The following is a 13,030-nucleotide window of genomic DNA, read 5'->3' as shown; positions in this document are numbered from 1 at the left end:
CCCGCCGTATGGGAAGGCCTGCGCTTCGGGCTCCGCCACCAGATGCTCACCATCGAGCAGGGCTCTCTCAAGAGCCCGATTCCGTCGAAGTCCCGTACCGAGGGCGAACTCGCCGACCTGATCAAGGCCGCATCGCTGATAGGCCGCTGGACTGCCAAGTCCGACAACCCTTCCACCGTGTTCGCGCTGCTGGGCGTGAGACCCTGAGCCGGTGCAGATCCGGTCGATCATCCTTTACAGCAAGAGCGGCGAAAAGCGCGTCCTGGACTTCCGGCTCGGCGAGCTCAACATCGTCACCGGCACCTCCCAGACAGGCAAGAGCGCGCTGCTCGACATCGTCGACTTCTGCCTCGGCAGGGACGAGGCCACGCTCCCGATCAGCCCGATCTTCAACACCGTCGCGTGGTACGCAGTCATCCTGCAACTGCCCGACACACGCATCCTCGCCGCCAGGCCGGCACCTCGCCCCGGCGCCAAATCCGTCACCAACGCCATGCTCGAAGTCGGCAACGACCTCGGTGTCCCGGAACTGCCCGACCTCCGCGTCAACACCGACTCCACACAGCTGCGCCAGCAGCTCGGACGCCGGATCGGCATCGGAGACACCCGCAGCGAGCCGGCACCGGGGAGCCTGCTCTCCCCGCTCAGCGCCAACCTCGGCCACGCTGTGCTGCTCTGCCTGCAGAACCAGGACGAAGTCGCCTCCAAGCGGTCGCTGTTTCACCGGCAGAACGAGCGCGGCATCCCCGAGAGCCTCAAGGCCACGATCCCCTACTTCCTCGGCGCGGTCCCCGAAGACCAGGCCGCACTCCAGCAGCAGCTGAACCAGGCCAAACGAGCCCTCCGCCGCGCCGAGAACGACCTCAAAGCCGCCCAGGAAGCAAACCAAGGCATCGAGGCCCGCCTTGAGTCCCTCCTCGGTGAAGCCCGCGTCCACGGACTGCTCCCCGACAGCGGTGTCGACACCTCTGACAGAGCAGCCGTCATCGAGGCCCTGCAGCAGGCTGCCTCATTCCGGCCCACCCCGGACAACGCGGTCGAGGAACAGCGGCGGCAGGAGCTCCTCCTCACCGAACAGTCATCCGCTCTCCGGCGGCAGCTGCGCTCCCTCGCAGAAGAACGCCAGCTCCTGAACGACCTGGAGACACAGGCTGCCGGCTACTCCGGCGCCGTCGCCCGCGGCATGTCACGCCTGTCCGCGCTCAACCTCGTACCCGACGGCTTCCCCGGCGAACACAGCTGTCCCCTGTGCGGAAACGAACTGGACGAGCCAGACCCCACCGTCGCCGATATGCACACCACCCTCGCAGACCTCCGAGGGCAGCTCGACAGCGTCCAAACCGTCCAGCCCCGCCGCGAGCAGGCCCTGCGCGAGATCGAGCAGACGGCGACGCGCCTACGCGAACAACTCCGCGGCATCGAAGGCGCCCTGAGCATCATCGCCGAACAGCGCAACCAGCAGGCCGGCCTCCTCGGACAGGCCGAAGCCCAGGCCTACACCCGCGGCAGGATCAGCGCCTACCTGGGCCAGATCAACACCGCGTCCGACAGCGGACACCTCCAGTACCTAGAGACGAAAGTCGCCGTCGCCCAGCAACTCGTCCAAAGCATCGAAGAACAGCTCGACACGGAGGCCGCCGATGACAAACTCACCCACGGGCTCAGCTACCTCAGCGGCAAGATGACCGGCCACGCCCGGACCCTGAAACTCGAACACGGCGACCGCCTGGTCCGTCTGGACCTCAAGAAGCTCACAGTCGTCGCCGACACCCTCGAGGGCATCACCGAGCTGCTCCGCATCGGCAGCGGCAAGAACCACGTCGGCTACCACGTGGCCGCCCATCTCGCCCTCCACCAGTACTTCGTCGCCAACAGCCGGCCCGTGCCCCGCTTCCTCATGCTCGACCAGCCCACCCAGCCCTACTACCCCTCCGACATGGCCAAACAGCGCGGACGACTGGAAGACCTCACCCTGGACGAAGACCGCGTGACCGTCACCCGCCTCTTCGAACTCATGCACCAAGTCGTCAGGGAACTCGCCCCGAACTTCCAGATGATCGTCAGCGACCACGCGGACCTGCCCCACGACTGGTACCAGGACTCCGTCCGCTACAACTGGCGCAACGGCGAAAAACTCATCCCCACCACCTGGCTAAGGGCTGTCCCGTAAATGATCTTCGGGTTGCCTCGGGCGTGGTCGGCCGCCGTGCGGCCCACTGATCATCCGGCGAGGGCGAGGTTGTGCATCCGGGCGATGCCGAGCATGGCGTGGTGGACGCCGTCGCCCTTGAGGCGGCAGTCGCGGAGGATCTTCCAGGTCTTCATGCGGGCAAAGACGTGCTCGACCCGGGCCCGGACCTGCTTGTGGGACTTGTTGTGCTCCTCTTTCCAGGCCGGGAGTTCGGTCTGGCCGCGCTGCCGTCGGTGGGGGATGACGAGTCCGGTGCCGGGATAGCCACCGTCGGCGATCGTGAGGGACTTGCCGACGGCGGCCTTGGCGCCGGATTCCTCCCATGCCTTGCAGTCGTTGCGGTTCCCGGCGAGCGGCCGGCCGACCACGACGACCAGGCGGGTGTCGGCGTCGATGACGACCTGGTGGTTGGTGGAGTACCGATAGTTCTTCGACCGCTCGGCAATGCTGTGGTCCCGGGTGGGAACCCGGGTGCCGTCCACGATGAGCACGGTGTCCTTCGCGAACCGTTTGCGGGGCTGGAGCGAGAACATCGGCCCGAGATGGTCGATGATGCGGTCCGCTGCCGACTTCGAGATCCAGAACAGCGGGGCGAGCTGCCGCATGGTCAGGTTCGTGCGCCAGTACGCCGCGACCAGCAGAGCCCGGTCCTCCAGCGGAAGGCTCCACGGCCGGCCCTTGCGGACCGCGTCCGCACCTGCGCGACGCAGCACCGTCACCAGCTTCCCGAAGGCGCGCGGGCTCAGCCCGGAGAACGGTGGTATCCAGGACGGCTCCGACGCCGTGATCACACCAGCCACAGCAAGATCATTCCGCTGTCGGCCTGCCGCCCGGGCTCTGCCCGCAGCACGGAAATCAGGCGACCGGGCCTGGCGCATCATCCAGGATGACCCTATGAGCCAAGACCTCGTGACGTTCCTCCGCGCACGTCTGGACGAGGAGGCCGACCTGGCCCGACGCTGCGACGGTGACGGCTGCGGAGAGTGGACCTCTCACGGGCACACAGTCGACTTCTGCCAAGGAGAACTCTCCGGCTTCCATCCCACGATCGCCCTGCACATCGCGCTGCACAACCCGGCTCGCGTCCTGCGGGAGGTCGAGGCCAAGCGAACTGCACGCCAGGGCCGCGCGGGTGATCCTGACCAGCGGTTGTCGGCCATGTCACCCGTCGCGGCACGATTGGTGGGATCGACGCAGGAGGGCGGCCGTCTTCATGGAGAGCCAGAATTTCCAGGCTGGTGGTTCCCGCACGACACGCCGTTCCTCCTGCCCGGGGCCGAGTTGGAGGAGGAGGGCGGCGGCATCCCGGCCGTCACCTCGCTCAACCGCGTCGGCAACCGTGCGACGCCGTACAGCCACGCATCCACGGTCCTGGGCGAGTTCCCTGCCAGCGGCATCTGGGCGAGGACATCGCGGGAGCCGTACGAGGGGCGGGCGAAGGTAGTGATCCTGCGGGGCCCCGTGCCGCGGGACGTCGGCACGCAGTACGCGGAGCTGACCGGGGGATTTCCCGGGCCGGACCTTCCCCCGTGGTGGGCATGATGGTGTCCGGACGTGCACACGGGCCGGGAGGCGAGCACCCGGACGCTGGGAGCGGTGAGGGTACGGACGCCTGTCACCCCTACGCCCACGGCACGTCCGGCGCGCGGCTCCTCGCCCCCTCGACCCGCTCGACGCCGTCGACGTCGCGCACCTGGTCGCGGTAACCGGCCTCCATCGCCCCACGGTCCGCCACCGCGTGGACAAGCTCGTCGATGACGGTCTCGCCGAGGAAGCCGACGGCCTTATCTACCTGCACCGCCACCTGGCCGCCGACGAAAGCATTCGTCCCTACCCCGAACGGCTGCAGCAAGGGTCAATGACGTTCTTCCACGGTGCGTTCGGAGTAGCCGACCTCCCTCAGGAGAAGTGGCGGCCGAAGGCGGCGGCCATGGCCGGCGTCACGGTCGTGGTGAGCGACCCCCGTGGCCGGGTGCTGCTGGGCTGGAACCCGTCCCGGAACGTGTGAGAGCTCCCGGCGGGGAAGGCCGAGCCCGGAGAAGCGTTCGAAGCGACCGCTGCGCGGGAGTTGGGCGAGGAGACCGGCTGCGCGCTGCCGCGGAGCAGGTGGTGCTGCTGGGAACGCTGTGCGACGAGATCCACGGGCATGACCCGGACCACGAAGGTCGCCCGGCTCACCGCGTACGACGGCGAGCCGCAGGCCCGGGAGCCCGAGCTGACACGCGCTGGGAGTGGCACGCCCTGGACGCGCTCCGCCGCCTCCCCCAGCCGCTGTTCACCGCCTCCGCGCATGCTCTGAACACGATGTGGCCCGGTCTGCTGCCCGGTCTCCCCGCCCGCGCACTTCACCCCCAGGCCCGCACCGGCCGGTGAGGACCGGATGCGGTTCGGGGAGCCCGCGGCGGCGGTGCGGGCTGCGGGAGCGGCTCGTCGCGGGTTTGACCGAGAGCGGATGGGTGGGTACGCCGGAGCCGCGGGCCGCTTTCCGTGCCGTGCCGCGCCACGCGTTCCTGCCCGAACAGCCCTGGGCAACGACAGCACCGCCCGGCAGGTGACCGTGCTGGTGACCGGAGCCCTGCACCGCGCCTACGGTCTCCACGGCAGGCCGCCGAAGCTGTCCCGGCCCGAGCCGTCCACCGCTCTGACCTTCCCCGACCCGAACGAGCGCGAACAGCCGCTCGCCCGCCCGATCGCCAACCTGCGGCAGCACCACACCTCCCACACGAAGAAGGGCTTCACCCGACCGCTCATCCCGCCACGGTCGTGCGCCTCGACGTGAAGGAAGACCCCTTCAATGGCCTCCGGTCCCGCACAGCAAGCTGCTCCACGCGTTCATCGACACGGCGCCGCCCACCACTCCCCACCAGTCGCTCGAAGCGGCGATCACCGCGTTCCGCTCCGCTCTCGGCCTTCCCAATCGGCCCGCGAACGTCACCCGCACACCCGGCGGGATGACGGTGCCGCCCCGCGTCCCGCAAAGCTGCGTACTCTCGCAGGGGGCTCCCCGCTCACCCCGGCACGCCGGCTTCCCGTCGGATGGACCGTGACAGCCCGCAGCGCGCGACTGCACGTCGGCAAGACGGCCAAGTTCTCGACCGGGCGGCGGTGATCGAGCTGCAGGCAGCCTTGAGCGCGTGGCCGCACTTCACAAGCCATCAGCCCCGGCGAACGACTGGATGTTGCGGGTCATGAGGTTGTTGACGCCGACGGTCATCGGATCTCGTTGTCGGGATGCTGCGCGTCGTAAGCCTGGCGGGCATGGGCGATGGTGTCTCGGTGCTCGAGTGACCAGTCGGCCAGTGCCTTGACGAGGTGGGTCAGGCTTGCGCCGGTCTCGGTGAGTCGGTAGTCGACCTGGGCAGGAACGGATGGGTAGACGGTCCGAAGTACCAGCCCGTCGCGTTCCAGCCGGCGCACGGTCAGGGTCAGCATCCGCTGGGAGATTCCCTCGATGGCGCGCTGAAGTTGCCGGAAGCGCCGCGCCCCGTTCGCAAGCTCGACGATCACGAGGACGGACCACTTGTCGCCCACGCGGTCGAGAACGTCGCGGATCCCGCAGTCGGAGTGGCCCGGCTGCCCGCACGGTTCCAGCTCTGCGGGGCCAGCGGTTACATCGGTGTGCGTCACTGACATGAAACTGCCTCCTTGTGGGCCGACCGCGGCCGGTTCAGGATCGCCGTAGTCACTGAAGAGAACCACGGCAGGAGACGGAGCCGCAATGATCATGGTTACCGGCGCGAACGGACGGCTCGCCTCCCTCACGCTCCAGGAGTTGGCCGACCGGAAGGTGCCCGCCCTGGGTGGCAGCCGAACACCCGCCGACGGGCAGCGCCACCTTGACTTCGACGCCCCCACCAGCCTGGACCTCACCGGTGTCTCGACGCTGGTCCTGGTCTCGGCCGGGTATGCCGAGGACGACCAGGTCATCGCTCGCCACCGGGCCCTTCTAGACGCTGCGGTCCGCGACGGCGTCGCGCACGTGGTCTACACCAGCCTGACCGGCACCGGGGATCATCTCGGGTTCGCGCTCGCCCACCGCGCCACTGAGGACCTGGTCAAGGCCAGCGGGCTTGGGTGGACGATCTTGCGCAACGGGCTCTACGCCGAGCTGTTCGGAGCGTTGTTGACGTGGACACCCGATGTCCTGGAGTCACCTTTTGGTGATGGCGCTCTCTCCGCGGTGGCTCGGGCGGACCTGGCCGCAGCCGCAGCCATCGTTGCCAGCCACCCGACCGCGCACGTCGACAAGAGCTACGACCTGGTCGGCGACCCGATCACCGCCGGCGACATCGCCGAACGTCTCGACGTCACCCACCGAGCGATCGGGCTCACCGAGTACCGCGCCCGGCTCCTCGCGGACGACGCACTGCTGCCGTTCCAGCCGCCGATGCTCGCCTCGATCGCCACCAGCGTCCGCCATGGGTTCCTCAGCAACTCCAGCCCCGACCTCGTGGAACTGCTCGACCGACCGCTCACCGACGCGCTGGCCGTTGCGACGGACACCGCGGCTGCGATGCGTCCCGGCGCACGCTGACGCGGAGGGTTCATCGCAACGCGCCGCTGTCCCGCGAAGGTCGTCGGCGGCGCGCGAACGCTGCCTTACCCGTCCCATCGCACACGTGGCGCTGAGACGGGCCGATCAAGGCGAGCAGCCAGAAGTGGCGCGGGGGGCCGCGACCCCGACCGGCCGAGGGCTACACAGTGACGGAGGTCGCCGAGACGTCCGACGTGCCATGCGGACGGTGTTGCGCTGGTGCCGCACGGCATCGTCCGGGCACGCCTCAAACCGTCGCCGGGCCGCATAGAGGGCGGGCCCCCTGGCTGCATGCACTCATGGAAGGTTCCGGCCGCGCGGCGGCGTGGCCTGAATGCGTACGGATGAGCGATTCCACCGTGCGGTTGACGCATTACCCAGAGTGAGTGATATTCCGTTCCTGAGTGCGGAGACCGGTCGCGTCAGGCGCCGGTACCGCGACGATTCCGAGGGGGGAATCATGCGATCACCCACCGCGCGTGGGCTCAGAGCCATGCCCTTTCGCCGTCTCCTGGCCACCATCGCGGCGCTGGCCGCTGCGGTCGCCGGCGCGTTGGTCTGGGCGCCGACGGCCTCCGCGGCGCCGTTGCCCGGGGCGTCCGCCAGTCCCACGACCGTCCCGCGGTACGGCGTCTCCACGGTGACGCTGACGCTCGACGGGGAGAGCAGCACCCAGTCGACGCCGACCGACCTGGTGCTCGTACTGGACGAGTCCGGCAGCATCAACGACACGGAGTTCGGCCAACTGACGGACTTCGCCGACAGCGTGGTCGCGGCGGTCGCCGACGACGGCCTGTTCGCGAACGGCGGGCGAGTCGGCGTCGTGGGCTTCTCCCAGACCGCGCAGGACGTCAGCCCGCTCAGCGCCGATGAAGGCGCCGTCCGGAGCGCCATCGTGAACAACACTCAGATGCGCAGCAGCACCTGCATATCCTGCGGTCTGGACCGGGCGGGCGTTCAGCTGGGGCCCGACGACCCCCTGCGTAACCAGGTGGTGATCGTCATCACCGACGGCAACGCCAACCCGGGTGACCCGACGGCCTCGGCAGCGGCCGCGCTGCAGGGCAAGGCGACCGTCTTCGCGGTCGGTGTCGGCGACGGGGTCAGCCAGGCCACGCTGGAGACGGTCGCGAGCGGTCCCGGCAGCGACAACACCTTCACGGTGGGAAGCTTCGACGATCTCGCCGATCTCCTCGAGAAGCTCGTCGAGGCCGTGTCGGTGCCCGGTGCGACACATCCCTCCATCGCGGTCACCCTGGCATCCCCCTGGAAGCTGGTGCCGGGTTCGGTGGACGCCAATCTGGCCGGTTCCTCCATCGGCGGTGTGACCCCGGACGGGTTCACCTGGTCGCGGGCCGACCTCGGCGACGAGCAACTGGTGATCACCTACCAGGTCAAGCACGCCGGCGCGCCCTGCGGCCCGTTGGGCGTCAACTCGTCGGTGGCGTACCACGACGACGAGAACGCCGCGGTGGTGTTCCCGCCCGTCGTCGTCACGGTGACCTGTGTGCCTCCGGTCGCCGACGCCGGGCCGGACAAGTCCGTCGCCGAGGGGTCGTCCGTCGCGCTCGACGGGTCGGGCAGCCATGACACGGACGGAGTCGTCACCTCGTACGCGTGGGGCGGGGCCGACGCCGGGGTCGGAACGCTCGCGAACGCGGACGGTCCGGTGGCAACCTACAACGGTCTCGACGACGGGGCCGACACCGTGTCCCTCACCGTGACCGACGACAACGGGCTCGTCGACGACGACAGCACCACCGTGACCGTGCAGAACGTCGCGCCGAGCCTCACGCTCACCTCCTGCCCGGTGGACCCGACCGCTGTCAGCACCGATGTGTCATTCACCGGCACGTTCACCGATCCGGGCGCACTCGACACCCACGAGATGACCGTGGACTGGGGCGACGGGACCACGACCACGCCGGTCACCTCCCCGGTGGGCGCCACCCACCAGTACGCCGCGGCGGGCATCTACGACATCGCCGTCACCGTCACCGATGACGACGGCGGCTCGGACACCAAGACCTGCGGCTTCGTCGTCGTCTACGACCCCGAGGGCGGCTTCGTCACCGGCGGCGGCTGGATCATGTCGCCTGCGGGCGCCTATCCGGCGGACCCGTCGGCGACCGGACGGGCGAACTTCGGGTTCGTGTCCAAGTACAAGAACGGCGCGACCGAGCCCAGCGGCAGCACGGAGTTCCAGTTCAAGGCCGGCGCCATGAACTTCCACTCCGGCGACCACCAGTGGCTGGTCGTGGCGGGCGACAAGGCGATCTTCAAGGGCACCGGTACGGTCAACGGATCGGACGGCTACAGCTTCATGCTCACCGCCACCGACGCGAGCCCCGACCGGTTCCGGATGAAGATCTGGAAGACGGCCGACTCGACCCTCGTCTACGACAACCAGATGGGCGCGGGTGACACCGACGCTCCCACCACCGCACTCTCCGGCGGCTCCATCGTGATCCACAAGAACTGAGGGGGACGCGCGCACCTCACCGCGGCCGGCTCGGAGACATCCGGGCCGGCCGCGGTGCGGATGGGACGATCGCGGCCCCGGCGCAGCCTCCGCGCGCTCGCGCGGCGCGCGGACGACCACTCGGCGTACCGGCGCGTCAGGAGACCACGGCCTCCTCGACCGTGTCCAGGATCTCCAGGAGGGTGTCCACTCCGGTGATCTCGAAGAGCCTGCGCACCTGGGGCGAGGGCGCGACCAGGCGCAGGGCGGCCGTGCGGTGGGTGAGGATCAGCAGGTTCAAGAAGGCCGAGTCCGCGAAGGTGATGCCCGAGGCGTCCAGGACGACCTTGGAGTGCTCCTCGGACGCGGCCTTCAGTGCCGTCGCCAGGGGCGTGATCGAGTGCAGGTCGCAGTCGCCCCGAGCGGCGATCACACAGGTACCACGTGACTCGTACCGCACCACGCCGACGCCCTGCGAGGCGCGCTCGCCGGGGTCGCCCGGCAGAGGTGTACCGGCGGTGTGGCGGCAGAGGGTGGGCATGACGGCCTCATCCCAGGGCACCTTCGGGCTCCTCCCCTTGGCTCCCTCACGGAAGCACAGTCATCAGTTACATGAAACATATGTCATGCAAAGAGTTTCCGGCAATACGCGTCTCCTAGAATGCCCTCATGGTTGGAACACCTGAATCGCACACCGGATGGACGTTCATCACCAGCCACGCGCGTGTCCTGGCAGCCATCGCCGATAACCCGAACATCCGCATCCGTGACATCGCCGCCCACTGCCGGCTCACGGAGCGCGCCGTCGCTCGGATCATCTCCGACCTCGAGCAGGACGGATACCTCTCCCACACGCGCGCAGGACGCACGAACACGTACCGCATCGAACCCGACAAGGTGCTGCGCCACCCGGCCGAAGCGGGACTCACCGTGGCCTCCTTGCTTTCCCTCCTCGTGCGCGACGAGACCGAACGCACCAGGACACCGGCCGCCCCGCACTGACAGGCGCCGGGCTCGCCGGGCGAGGGTCTGCCGGTGTGCACGGTCTCAGCGGTGCGACCAGGTCCGCGGGTAGCCCGCCACAAATCCGCCCAGCACTCCCGTCGTCCGCACTCACCGGCGAGCACGGACGACCGAGGAGCCTTGGCCGCGCGCCGGAGTGCCTGTGGTGGGACCGGGAGACCGCCGCAACCGCCAGCGCCGACGGCCAGGTCGCCCAACACGGCCACCGCCACCTACGAGAACCGCCTGGGCCCGACCCCGGAGCCGCTGACCGCCACCTCCAACGAGGCCGTCAGCACCATCCGTCCGGCGGCCGACCTGTCGGTGGTCAAGGCGGCGGACGCCACCACCGTCACCGTCGGCCAGACCGTCACCTACCGGGTCACGGTTCGCAACACCGGCCCCAACCAGGCCACCGGTGTCACCGTCGCCGACCAGCTGCCGGACGGCCTCGCCTTCCTGTCCGCCACGGCCACCGCCGGCACCTACGACCCGGCACCGGCCTGTGTACGGTCGGCCACCTGGCCGACGGAGCCACCGCCACGCTCACCCTGCAGGCGAAGACCACCGAGACCGGACGGTGACCGACACCGTCACGGTCCGCGGCAACGCGACCGACCTCGACAGCGACGACAACACCAACGGACGCCCGGGCACGGGTCGCGTCCCGGCTCCCGCTCTGGTCCAACGTCAGCTTCCGCGTCTTCGACGTGACGGCCAACGCGCGGTGCCCGGTACGCAGCTGTGGACGGTCGGCATGGCCTTCTTCGGGCCGAGCCCGGGCGACGAGATGGCCGTCGACGACTCCGCCCACCTCAGCAGGCTCTACACCGCGGACGGCCCGAGGACGCTGCGCGTCCAGGGCCGCCGTCGTCAGCACGACCGTCCCGACCTCGACCTCCAGCCGGCCATGGAGACCGACATCGTCGGATACACGGGCATCCGCGCCATCAAGAACAACGACTGACAGGTGCCCGCCCCCGGCAGCCCAGGGGCGGGAGGAAGATGAGAGGTTCCGGCGGCGGCCGCCACCGGAACCGGGGCAGCGACACACGATGTTTTGGACTCGGGCCGGGCCGCGCACCGCAGCCGGGCCCGAGGTGTCCCTGCCGGACGGCGGCCGCGTCCGGCAGACGTCGCAGCAGGCAGCATCACGGGACCACGCCCTGACCCCGTGTTCGGCCATGACATGACGGACCGAGCGGACGGCGAGGACGCGAACGGCCGCACACGCCGTATCGCCGTCGCGCTTCCACCGGGGGCCGCGCTCCCTCCCCCACCCTGGTGGGGCGCCGCACCGCGCGGTGCTTCGGCGAGCGCTCTCCCGTCCGAATGCCGGGCCGCGCCACCAACGGCATGGTGGGGGAAACGTCACGGTCCCCGTGGCAGAAGAGGTCTTGGAGGTCACCGGATGCACATGCGGAAAGCTGCGGGCAGAGGCAGTACGGCGGTCCTGGCGGCGTTGGCGCTGATGGGAGTGGCGGGCGGGCAGCCTGCCGGGCAGGACGCCCTCCACCCGCGCCAGGAGTCCACAGGGTCGGTGATCGCGGAGTGGGCCGGACGGGTGTCGGGGACCGTGGACCCGGAAGGGGTGCTGCGCGCCCCGGACGAGGCGGTATGGCACGCGTACGTGTCCCTGGCCATGTACAACGCGGTGGTCGGCGTCGAAGGCCGTTACGCCCCGTACCGCTGGCAGGCGCGCGCCCCGCAAGGCGCGTCGGCCGAAGCCGCTGCCGCGACGGCGGCGTACCAGGTGCTGGTGACCGGGTTCCCGAAGGCCGGTCCCGCGCTGGAGACGGCGTGGAAGGCGTCGCTGGCGAAGGTCCCGGACGGCCCGGCCGAACAGACGGGGGTGGCGTTCGGGCAGCGGGCGGCGAGGCACATCATGAAGCTGCGGGCGAACGACGGGCGCGGCGCCTCCGTGCCGTTCCCGCCCGACACGGCGCCCGGGGTGTGGCGGCCGACACCGCCCCAGTACGAGGGCTTCGCCACGGCGTGGATCGGCCGGATGCGCCCCTTCCTCATGGAGGAGCCCAGCCAGTTTCGCCCTGGGCCACCGCCCGCGCTGACGTCATCCCAGTACGCCAGGGACCTTGCGGAGGTGCAGGCGTACGGCGCGAAGACCGGCTCGCTCCGCAGCGCCCGCCAGACGGAGACGGCGCTGTTCGTGGCCCGCGTGGAAATCCAGCGGGCACTGGGCGACCACGCCGCACGGCATGGCTTCGACATCACCGAAACGGCTCGCCTGTACGCGGTCGCGAACACCGTCATCACGGACGCGATGATCACTGCCTGGGACTCCAAGCTGCACTACGGCACGTGGCGGCCGATCACCGCCATCCGCGAAGCGGACACGGACGGCAACCCGGCGACCCGCGCCGATCCGACGTGGGAGCCGCTCCTCACCACGCCCGCGCACCCCGACTACCTCAGCGGGCACGCCACTTGGGCAGGAGCGCTGATGCGGGCTCTCGAAGAGCTCTTCGGCACCGCCCGCGTCGACCTCTTCATCCACTCGGTCGGCACCGGCACCACCCGGCACTACGAGCACGCCGCGCACTACGTCCGTGACGTCGTCGACGCGCGTGTGTGGGCCGGTATCCACACCAGGACCGCGGACGTCGTCGGCAGCGTCACCGGTGAGCAGATGGCGGCATGGTCGCTCAAGCGGTACTTCCAGCGCACATGACCATGTCCCCCGGTCCGTACGGCGACCGCCGGGAGATGCAGGCGGCTGGGCGGAACCACCGGGGAACTCCGCACTGCCGGTGTTGCGGTCAGTGCGTGGGGCCCATGCGATGAGGCGAAGCCACACTCGAAGGGCCCACCGGCGGGCTCCCGG

General features: G+C 69.8%; 13 protein-coding genes and 2 pseudogenes. 12 read left to right on the top strand and 3 right to left on the bottom strand.

The window, feature by feature from the left end:
• Together J116_RS27960 and J116_RS31145 are read left to right on the top strand one after the other, a co-directional pair.
• Positions 1–207, top strand: a 207-nt coding sequence (locus J116_RS27960; protein WP_023591449.1) for a three component ABC system middle component, incomplete at its 5' end; no start/stop codon positions are given.
• Between the two features lie 4 nt (positions 208–211).
• Complete coding sequence (locus J116_RS31145) at positions 212–2,170, top strand: DUF3732 domain-containing protein (protein ID WP_023591450.1); 1,959 nt, start codon at positions 212–214, stop codon at positions 2,168–2,170.
• Positions 2,171–2,220: 50 nt separating this feature from the next.
• On the opposite strand, the gene J116_RS27950 is transcribed toward J116_RS31145, so the two are convergent.
• Complete coding sequence (locus J116_RS27950) at positions 2,221–2,991, bottom strand: IS5/IS1182 family transposase (protein ID WP_023591451.1); 771 nt, start codon at positions 2,989–2,991, stop codon at positions 2,221–2,223.
• A gap of 94 nt (positions 2,992–3,085) precedes the next feature.
• On the opposite strand from J116_RS27950, the gene J116_RS31140 reads away from it, so the two are divergent.
• The 4 genes and pseudogenes from J116_RS31140 to J116_RS27930 all read left to right on the top strand — a co-directional run bounded on the left by J116_RS31140 (position 3,086) and on the right by J116_RS27930 (position 4,970).
• Positions 3,086–3,733, top strand: a complete 648-nt coding sequence (locus J116_RS31140) for a DUF6221 family protein (RefSeq protein WP_023590396.1) — start codon at positions 3,086–3,088, stop codon at positions 3,731–3,733.
• 196 nt (positions 3,734–3,929) lie between these two features.
• The gene (locus J116_RS29780; protein ID WP_139140517.1) at positions 3,930–4,199 is read left to right on the top strand and encodes a hypothetical protein; all 270 of its coding nucleotides are present in this window, start codon (positions 3,930–3,932) and stop codon (positions 4,197–4,199) included.
• Between the two features lie 15 nt (positions 4,200–4,214).
• Positions 4,215–4,490 (top strand): annotated as a pseudogene (locus J116_RS31565) (NUDIX hydrolase); the annotation flags it as partial.
• Positions 4,491–4,742: 252 nt separating this feature from the next.
• Positions 4,743–4,970 carry a hypothetical protein gene (locus tag J116_RS27930; RefSeq protein WP_023590393.1) on the top strand — a complete coding sequence of 76 codons (228 nt, stop codon included), beginning with the start codon at positions 4,743–4,745 and terminating at the stop codon, positions 4,968–4,970.
• A 431-nt stretch (positions 4,971–5,401) separates the two neighbouring features.
• Here J116_RS27930 and J116_RS27925 read toward each other — a convergent pair whose 3' ends face one another.
• The gene (locus J116_RS27925) at positions 5,402–5,824 is read right to left on the bottom strand and encodes a winged helix-turn-helix transcriptional regulator (protein ID WP_023590392.1); all 423 of its coding nucleotides are present in this window, start codon (positions 5,822–5,824) and stop codon (positions 5,402–5,404) included.
• An 85-nt stretch (positions 5,825–5,909) separates the two neighbouring features.
• On the opposite strand from J116_RS27925, the gene J116_RS27920 reads away from it, so the two are divergent.
• Both J116_RS27920 and J116_RS27915 read left to right on the top strand, forming a co-directional pair.
• Complete coding sequence (locus tag J116_RS27920) at positions 5,910–6,725, top strand: NAD(P)H-binding protein (protein ID WP_023590391.1); 816 nt, start codon at positions 5,910–5,912, stop codon at positions 6,723–6,725.
• A 493-nt stretch (positions 6,726–7,218) separates the two neighbouring features.
• Positions 7,219–9,207: a vWA domain-containing protein gene (locus J116_RS27915; RefSeq protein ID WP_023590390.1), complete on the top strand. Its 1,989-nt coding sequence runs from the start codon at positions 7,219–7,221 to the stop codon at positions 9,205–9,207.
• A gap of 136 nt (positions 9,208–9,343) precedes the next feature.
• On the opposite strand, the gene J116_RS27910 is transcribed toward J116_RS27915, so the two are convergent.
• The gene (locus J116_RS27910) at positions 9,344–9,748 is read right to left on the bottom strand and encodes an STAS domain-containing protein (RefSeq protein WP_028964624.1); all 405 of its coding nucleotides are present in this window, start codon (positions 9,746–9,748) and stop codon (positions 9,344–9,346) included.
• Between the two features lie 107 nt (positions 9,749–9,855).
• On the opposite strand from J116_RS27910, the gene J116_RS27905 reads away from it, so the two are divergent.
• From J116_RS27905 to J116_RS27895, 4 genes and pseudogenes are all read left to right on the top strand, one after another.
• On the top strand, positions 9,856–10,188 hold the full coding sequence (locus J116_RS27905; RefSeq protein ID WP_023590388.1) for a helix-turn-helix transcriptional regulator: 333 nt from the start codon (positions 9,856–9,858) through the stop codon (positions 10,186–10,188).
• Between the two features lie 33 nt (positions 10,189–10,221).
• Positions 10,222–10,650, top strand: a pseudogene (locus J116_RS31415) (DUF7507 domain-containing protein); the annotation flags it as partial.
• Positions 10,651–10,768: 118 nt separating this feature from the next.
• Positions 10,769–11,155, top strand: coding sequence for a hypothetical protein (locus tag J116_RS29285; protein WP_023590386.1), 387 nt, complete (start codon positions 10,769–10,771; stop codon positions 11,153–11,155).
• A 450-nt stretch (positions 11,156–11,605) separates the two neighbouring features.
• Positions 11,606–12,877 carry a vanadium-dependent haloperoxidase gene (locus tag J116_RS27895; RefSeq protein ID WP_235617395.1) on the top strand — a complete coding sequence of 424 codons (1,272 nt, stop codon included), beginning with the start codon at positions 11,606–11,608 and terminating at the stop codon, positions 12,875–12,877.
• Positions 12,878–13,030 lie beyond the last annotated feature (153 nt).

It is taken from the genome of Streptomyces thermolilacinus SPC6, from assembly GCF_000478605.2.
GTDB lineage: Bacteria > Actinomycetota > Actinomycetes > Streptomycetales > Streptomycetaceae > Streptomyces > Streptomyces thermolilacinus.
This window is presented reverse-complemented; position numbering and strand designations above follow the sequence as displayed.